Source organism: Rhizobacter sp. P3_C12 (assembly GCF_056402735.1).
In genome coordinates this window covers 1-7068 of record NZ_JBFUGW010000298.1, presented here as the reverse complement: position 1 = coordinate 7068, position 7068 = coordinate 1, and the positions used below count along the sequence as shown (strand labels likewise).

Annotated in this window: 5 protein-coding genes; 3 read left to right on the top strand and 2 right to left on the bottom strand. The window is 67.0% G+C overall.

Features of this window, described 5'->3' with window-relative positions; translation table 11 throughout:
• On the top strand, nucleotides 1–812 hold an 812-nt coding region (locus AC1DXV_RS29030), incomplete at its 5' end, for a DNA polymerase (RefSeq protein WP_477936878.1).
• 13 nt (nucleotides 813–825) lie between these two features.
• On the top strand, nucleotides 826–2391 hold the full coding sequence (locus tag AC1DXV_RS29025; protein WP_477865317.1) for an RNA/DNA-binding domain-containing protein: 1566 nt from the start codon (nucleotides 826–828) through the stop codon (nucleotides 2389–2391).
• Between the two features lie 89 nt (nucleotides 2392–2480).
• On the opposite strand, the gene AC1DXV_RS29020 is transcribed toward AC1DXV_RS29025, so the two are convergent.
• The gene (locus AC1DXV_RS29020) at nucleotides 2481–4436 is read right to left on the bottom strand and encodes a PhoX family protein (protein ID WP_477936876.1); all 1956 of its coding nucleotides are present in this window, start codon (nucleotides 4434–4436) and stop codon (nucleotides 2481–2483) included.
• A 223-nt stretch (nucleotides 4437–4659) separates the two neighbouring features.
• Between AC1DXV_RS29020 and AC1DXV_RS29015 the strand changes: the two genes are divergently transcribed.
• Complete coding sequence (locus AC1DXV_RS29015; RefSeq protein ID WP_047509600.1) at nucleotides 4660–5349, top strand: P-loop NTPase family protein; 690 nt, start codon at nucleotides 4660–4662, stop codon at nucleotides 5347–5349.
• Nucleotides 5350–5410: 61 nt separating this feature from the next.
• Here AC1DXV_RS29015 and AC1DXV_RS29010 read toward each other — a convergent pair.
• On the bottom strand, nucleotides 5411–7068 hold a 1658-nt coding region (locus AC1DXV_RS29010; RefSeq protein WP_477936874.1), incomplete at its 5' end, for an alkaline phosphatase.

The following is a 7068-nucleotide window of genomic DNA, read 5'->3' as shown; positions in this document are numbered from 1 at the left end:
ATGCGCAGGCGGTGGCGGTGACGGGGCGGCTCGCGAGCACCGACCCGAACCTGCAGAACATCCCGATCCGCACGCCCGAGGGCCGGCGCGTGCGCGAGGCCTTCATCGCGCCGCCGGGGCATGTGATCCTGAGCGCCGACTACTCGCAGATCGAGCTGCGCATCATGGCCGACATCAGCGGCGACGCGAGCCTGCTGAAGGCCTTCGCCGAGGGCATGGACGTGCACCGCGCGACCGCGGCCGAGGTGTTCGGCACCGAGCCGGCGGCGGTCACGAGCGAGCAGCGGCGCTATGCGAAGACGATCAACTTCGGGCTGATCTACGGCATGGGCGCGTTCGGGCTGGCGTCGAGCCTGGGCATCGAGCGCAGTGCGGCGACCAACTACATCGAGCGGTATTTCGCGCGCTACCCGAGCGTGAAGGCCTACATGGACGAGACGCGGGCGTCGGCCAAGGACAAGGGCTATGTCGAGACGCTGTTCGGGCGGCGCATCTACCTGCCCRAGATCAACGGCGGCAGCGGCCCGCGGCGCGCCGGTGCCGAGCGGCAGGCGATCAATGCGCCGATGCAGGGCACGGCCGCCGACCTGATCAAGCTCGCGATGGTGGCGGTGCAGAACGTGCTGCTGGCCGAACAGCGCGCGACGAAGCTCGTGATGCAGGTGCATGACGAACTGGTGCTCGAGGTGCCGGAAGCCGAGCTCGAGTGGGTGAAGGCCGCGGTGCCGCGGCTGATGGCCGGCGTCGCGCAGCTGAAGGTGCCGCTGGTGGCGGAAGTCGGGATCGGGCGGAACTGGGACCAGGCGCATTGACACTCACCGTGCCATGCGCACATCGCTCCCCATCAACCTGAATGACCTGCTGCACCAGCGCACGATCGAAGGCGAGCGCATCGAATACAAGGCCGGCTGGAATCCCGACGCCACACTGCGCACGATCTGCGCCTTCGCCAACGACTTCGCGAACCTGGGCGGTGGGTATGTGGTGATCGGGCAGGACTGCGATGCGCATGGGCGTCCGGTGTTCCCGCCGCTGGGCGTCGCCGAAGACCGGATCGACAAGATCCAGCAGGAATTGCTGGCGGCCTGCCAACTGATCCAGCCGCCCTACTTCCCGGTCTTGAGCGTGGAGACAGTAGAAGGACGCGCGCTGATCGTGCTTCACGCGCCAGGGGGCATGAACCGTCCGTACAAGGCGCCGGCATCGATCTCGACCAGGCACAAGAGCTGGCACTACTACATCCGCCGCTACAGCAGCACCGTCGAAGCGAAAGGCACCGCCGAGCACGAGTTGTTGAGCCTGGCCGCCAACGTCCCCTGGGACGACCGGCTGGCTCAGCCGGCTTGCTTGCCCGACCTGTCTCCGGTGCTGATGCAGGAGCATCTGCGCGAGGTGCACAGCGCGCTGGCCGACGAGGCTTCGCTGATGTCGCTCGACGCCTTGGGGCGGCAGATGAATGTCGTGGGAGGATCGAGTGAGTCGCCAAGGCCCAAGAACGTGGGCCTGCTGTTCTTCAACGAGGCGCCCGACCGCTTCTTCCCATGCACGCAGATCGACGTGGTCTGGTTTCCTGATGGTGCCGGCGGCGACCGCTTCGAAGAGAAAGTGTTCACGGGCCCRCTGGGACGCATGACTCGCGAGGCATTGGGCTACATCGAGCGCAACTACCTCTATGAAACAGTCTTGAAGCACTCCGACCGGGCCGAGGCCACCCGGGTCTGGAATTTTCCGTATGCCGCGGTCGAGGAGGCGCTCGTCAACGCCGTGTATCACCGCGCCTACGACGAGCGCGAGCCGATCGAGGTGCGCATCGGCCGGGACGAACTGGCGATCCTGAGTTTCCCAGGCCCGGATCGCTCCATCCGTTTGGCCGACTTCGTGGCAGGTCGCGCGGTGAGCCGCCGCTACCGCAATCGACGCATCGGCGAGTTTTTGAAAGAACTGGAATTGACCGAGGGACGCAGCACCGGCGTGCCCAAGATCCTGAGAGCGATGGCCGCCAACGGATCTCCACCACCGCTGTTCGAGACGGATGACGACCGAACGGCCTACCTGATCCGGCTGCCCGTCCACCCGTCGGCCCGTGCTCCCGAACCGCCATCGGACGAAGGCTCACAAGTCACCGGGCAAGTCACCGGGCAAGTCACCGGGCAAGTTGCACCGGAAGTGGAACGCCTGCTGACCGTGCTGGTCGGCGAGATGTCGAGGCAGGCACTTCAGCAGGCGCTGGGCTTGAAGCATCGGGATCATTTCAAAGCCGCATACCTGGGCCCTGCGCTGGTGGCTACGCTCGTCGAGATGACACATCCGGACGTTCCTCGCAGCAGCAAGCAACGCTATCGCCTGACTGACGCAGGGCGCCTCGTACTGCGCACCAAGAGTTCGACATAGCCCACGAAAAAGGGGCCGCAGGCATCACGCCCGCGGCCCCTTCCCTCTTCTGGCCAGCACCGGCCACCTCCGTGGCCGTTCCTCCCTGATCAGCCGAGTTCCGGCAAGCCCGTCAGGTAACCGACGGCCGAACCGAACTTGTCCTTGTAGTTCGCCTTGACCAGCGGCTCCAGGTCCACCTTCACCACGTCGTGCAGGCCCTTGATCCACTCACCGGCGTGCTGGAAGTTGCTCATGATGTAGGTCCAGCCGTTGATGTCGTCGACCGCGTGCAGGCCGGTCGATTCACCACCCGCCGGCACCGACAGGATGCGCGACAGCTTCTTCGTGTCGACGTTGTAGGCCCACAGGAAGTTGTTGACGTGCGTGGCGCTGTCCTCGCCGATGAACAGCGTGCGCATCTTCTCGGAGAACTTGATGTTGTCCGGATTGCCGATCTTCTCGGGGTTGGAGAGATTACCCAGGCCATCGGCCGCGATGTCCTCACCGACGATCAGCGCCTTGGTCTGCACCGGCACCCACTCGCTGTCGATCGCCGCGCCCGCGGTGTCCTTCTGGCCGCCGGCCAGCGTGTGCGCCAGGATGCCGCCGGCCACCAGCTTCTTGTCGAGGCTCACGCCCATCTCTTCGCGCCAGGCCGCGTCGCCCTTCACCATCGACGCCTGGATGTTCTGCAGCGCCGAGTAGCCGATCTTGTCCTTCGCGTTGACGGTCGTGCCTTCCATCTTCGTGAAGACCATGCTCGCGCCCTTCAGGTTGGCGTAGCGGTGCGTCTCGAGGAAGGCCGCGGCCTTCTCCATCCCCGGCACCAGCTTGACCCAGTTGGCCTTGCCGTCGCAGAAGATCTTCGTGTACGTCGCGTCAGCCGGGTCGGTCTTGCTGACGGCCATGATGTCCGACGGCTTCAGCGTGTTGGCGAGAACCTCCACGTCGGCGCTGGTCGCGTGGCCGAGGTTGATCCAGGTGAGCGGCGCGCCCGCGGCGGCCGGGTCGATCGAGAAGCCGGCGCCGACCTTAGCAACGTACAGCGTGCCGGCCGACAGGTCCTTCGCCTTGTCGGCGACGAACATGAAGAAGCCGCCGTTCGTGTAGTCGTCACCCATGATCGCGGTGCGCTGGTCGGGCATCACCTGGATCAGTTCGTGCGAGATGCGGCCCAGGCAGTAGTGCTTCTTGATCGTGCCGGTGCCGTCCGGGTTCACCGTCACTTCGGGCAGGTGGCCGTAGTGGTACGGGTTGGCCTTGGTCTGGTCGCCGAAGGTGTTCTTGCTGAACGCCAGGAACTGCGCCGTCGTGCTGGCGARCGGCGCATCGGGCTCGTACTCCTCGCTCGACAGGTGCGTGCCCCACGGCGACAGGCTCGCGCCGCAGGTGATCCACAGGCCGTGCACCGACGAGGTGTCGACGTTGTGGTACTTCACCAGCGTCAGCTTGCCGGTGGCCTGGTCCTGGTCGAGCGTGAGCACCGCGATCGGCGACGGCAGCGTGCCGTAGGTGCTGACACCGTCCTGGCCGGCGGTCGTGTACTCGAACTGCACGACGGCGAACACCGCCTTGCCCTTGATACCGGGCACGGTCGGGTTCGGCACGGTCAGCAGCGAGCTGCCGTCCGGCGAGTCGGAGAAGAACTGGCGCTCGCTGCCGACCTTCGAGTTGTCCATGATCTTCTCGCCGGCCATGTTGACATAGCCGCCCGCGAGGATGGTGCCGCCCTTGCCGTCCGGCACCATGTCGCCGGTGACGAAGAAGGGCTCGTACTTCAGCGCGAAGGTCTGCTTGCTGCCGTCGCTGTAGGTGGCGACCAGCTTGGAGCCGACCGTGGTGGTGGCCATCGCGGCTTTCTCGGTCTGGAGCGGCGCGGCCATCGCGGTGAACTCGACCGAGGTCACGGTGGCAGCCGGTGCCGCCGGCGCCGGGCCGTCGTCACCACCGCCGCAGGCCGCCAGCAGGCCGGCGAATGCGGTGGAACTCGTCATCGGCAGCAGCGGGGCCCCGGACAACAGCTTCAGGAGACGGCGACGCGCGTCGACGGTTGGGTGGCTCATCAGGCTTCCTTGGAGAGTGAGGGTGGCACGTCACCGCGCGTGGCGGGTCGTGTCGAGGTGTGTCTTGGCGTGCGGCAGGTTAAGCAGGCACCATGAAAGCGGCGTGACAAGCGCATGACGGCACCATGACGCCTCGAAACACCTTGCGCGGCAGCCCGGAAGGCCCGTCGCGCGCTTGCGTTCATACTGTCGCCCGACCACCAAAACTCGGAGAAGCCTTGGCATGAGCAAGATCCACTTCATCGGCGGCGAAAAGGGCGGCGTCGGCAAGTCGCTGATGGCACGGGTGCTGGCCCAGTACCTGATCGACCGTCAGATGCCCTTCATCGGCTTCGACACCGACCGCTCGCACGGTGCGCTGATGCGCTTCTATGCCGGCTACGCATCGCCGGTGCTGGTGGACCGCTACGAGGCGCTCGACGCGATCGTCGAGGCCGCGGTGGACCAGCCCGACCGCCGCGTGCTGGTCGACCTGGCCGCCCAGACGCACGACCCGCTGGTGCGCTGGATGGACGAATCGGGCGTGCTGAACCTGCTCGACGAGACGAACTCGCAGGTGCACTACTGGCACGTGATGGACGCCGGCAAGGATTCGGTCGACCTGCTGAAGAAGCTGCTCGACCGCTTCGGCCCGAGCTTCAAGTACGTGCTGGTGCGCAACCACATCCGCGGCAGCGACTTCTCGGTGCTGGAGCAATCGGGCGAGCAGGCCCGCGCGCTGTCGTTCGGCGCCAAGGTGGTGACGATGCGCAAGCTGCACGACACCGTGATCCAGAAGATCGATGCGGCGAGCATCAGCTTCTGGAATGCCCGCGAAGGCGACAACGACGCGACGCTGGGGTTGATGGACCGCCAGCGCCTGAAGATGTGGATGCGCGACGTGTACCGCGAAGTGGACGACGTCGAGGTGTGACCCGTAGCCCGGATGCCAATCCGGGTTCGTCGCCATCGCCCCACCCGGATTGCCATCCGGGCTACTTCGTTCCCTTGGTCGCCGCCTGGGCGATCTTGAAGAACACGTCGGTGTTGTCCATCACGCCGCTGAACAGCGAGGCCCCGCGGCCCAGCGCCGACAGTGGCACGTCGGTGGCGGTGTGCACCGCCTGGTCGCCCGGCACCTGCCCGGTCACCAGGAAGCCCGCCCCCTGGTTGCGCACGCTCGGGTTCGCCGGGTAGCCGCTCTGCGGCGCCTTGCCGACGAAGGGCTGCTGCGAATCCTGCGTCGGCGTCGCGTTGGCCAGCCAGCTCTCGTAGCGGTCGGCGTTTGCGCCGTAGCCGATCAGCATCTTGAAGTCGACATCGGTGCTCTGCGGGTAGCCGTCGGCGGCGATTCCGTACTTCGGGAACTTCGCGGCCTGGTAGACGCCGACCACCGGGTCGCGCAGCGTCGCGGCGCTCGGCGCGCTGGCGCCCTCGGCCGGTGCGGCGGCGGCGCGGATCGCGGCCACCGGCTTGGTCGACGCGCCGATGATCGCGGCGCCCGAGCACTCGTGGTCGGCCGTCACGATGACCAGCGTGTCCGGGTGCTTCGCGGCGAAGTCCTTCGCCACCTGCACAGCGCGGTCGAACTCGATCACCTCCAGCAGCCAGCGGTCGGTGTCCATCAGGTGCGCCTGCTTGTCGATCGACGCGCCCTCGATCAGCGCGACGAAGCCGTTCTTCTGGCGCGACAGCACCTGCAGCGCCGTCTCGGCCATCTCGTCGAGCATCGGCTGGTCGGGGAAGCCGTAGTCGTCGACGATGGTCGACACGCCGCGGCGCTTGTTGATCTTGTCGAACGCGACGTTCATGTTCGAGTACGAGAACAGCCCGAGCAGCTTGTCGGCGCCGGCCGCCGCGGCCAGCCCGAGGCGGTCGGGCGCATAGGCGAAGCCGGCGCCCTGGAAGTCGGCGATCAGGTCGCGCGCCGGGTCCTTCGCGCCCACTGCCGCGCCCCAGCCGGCCACCAGGTCCGACGGCAGCACGTAGTCGGACTTCGCGTCGCGCTGCGAGCCATTGACGGCCTGGCCGTTGCGCGAGCCGTCGGCCTTCAGCGCATCGCCGTTCGGCAGGAACCACTTGCGCCCGCCGCCCATCAGCACCGACAGGCCGGTCAGCCCGCGGTCGTCGAGGAACTGGTCGACGATGCCGGTGCCGTTGCCGCGGTTCGAGGTGTGCACCGCGTTGGCGGCCGGCGTCGCATCGAACACGTCGGCGGTGGTCACGATGCCCAGCGCCTTGCCCTGGGTGCGGTGCAGGTACTCCGACAGGTACTCGACGCGCGGGTTGTCGAACGCGTCGGCGGTGTCGTCGGGGAACACGCCTTCCTGGTTGTTCGCGGCCTTGTTCCCGGTCACGTAGTTCGACATGCCGGGCGACGAGTCGGTGACGATCGCGTCGAGCGACGAGGTCATCACCATGCCGGTGTTCGGGAAGGTGTCCATCGCGAGCGCCGCATGCGCCTTGCCCTGCGCATAGCCCTTGGCCATGATGCGCGCCGCGGTGCGGTGGGCCGCGCCCATGCCGTCGCCGAGCAGGATGATGATGTTCTTCGCCTTGCGGCCCGCGCCGGTCAGCGCGACGACCTCGAAGTTGCCGGTGGCGCTGACGCGCTGGCCGTCGCTCTGCGTCGCGTTGACGGTCAGCTTGTGGA